Source organism: Streptomyces sp. NTH33, assembly GCF_003236365.1.
GTDB lineage: Bacteria > Actinomycetota > Actinomycetes > Streptomycetales > Streptomycetaceae > Streptomyces.
The window spans coordinates 1-824 of sequence record NZ_POTZ01000996.1 but is presented as its reverse complement, the minus strand read 5'-3'; the positions used below and the strand labels follow the sequence as shown (position 1 = coordinate 824).

At 76.2% G+C, this 824-nt stretch carries 1 pseudogene; it reads right to left on the bottom strand.

What is annotated here, in order from left to right:
* Positions 1-135 precede the first annotated feature (135 nt).
* Positions 136-824: pseudogene (locus tag C1I97_RS38055) on the bottom strand (hypothetical protein); the annotation flags it as partial.

Here is an 824-nt window from a genome sequence, read left to right as displayed (position 1 = left end):
AGATGTGTATAAGAGGCAGGGGCACGAGGGCGAGGCAGGCGGCGAGGAGCAGGTGCAGGGCGCCGGCTCTGCGGGCCGTGAGGGATACGCGGGACACGCGGGTGCCGGGGGCCGCGGCGGTGTTCACGACGGTGTTCACGAGGGCTTCTCCGTGGCCGACTTGACGGTCCGGCGCAGGCCCCGTTCGATGCGGTCGGCCAGGCCCTGGGCCTCGTTGCCGAGGCCCGCCTGGGCGGGGGCCGTGGTGGCGCCGTCCGCCATCGCGTCGGCGGCGGGCTGCGGGGCGTCGACCGTCCGGCCGTCGGCCCAGCCGGAGACGGCGTAGACGACCACGGGGGCCTCGGTCAGCACGGAGACGGCCCAGGACGCGCGCTGCTTGTCGCCGAAGGCCGCGGCGACGGTTCCCCCGGCGGCGTACGGGCGGGGCACGAGGTCGGTGCGACGGGTGAGTCGCTCGTTCTTGAAGCGGGTGGCGAGGGAGTTCATGGCGGAGGCGTCGGCCTCGGTGAAGAGTAGGCCGACGGTGGTGACGTAGCTCTGGGTGGCGTCGGTGTAGGTGGCGCGCAGCAGGCGGGCGCAGCCGACGGGGGCGAGGGTCTTGCGCAGCAACGGGTCGAAGGCGCCCGCGCAGCCGCTGTCGGGTGCGACGGCGACGCGGGTCCAGACGCGGTCGGCTCCGCCGGGGCCGGCGCCGCGGCCCTTCACGACGGGTGGGAAGAGCCGGTCGACGGGGACGCTGTGCCACACGGCGCCGGCGGCGGCGAAGCCACTGGCCCCGCCGGCCCCGCCCGGCTCTCCCGCGAGCCGGCTCCCGGTCACCGCAC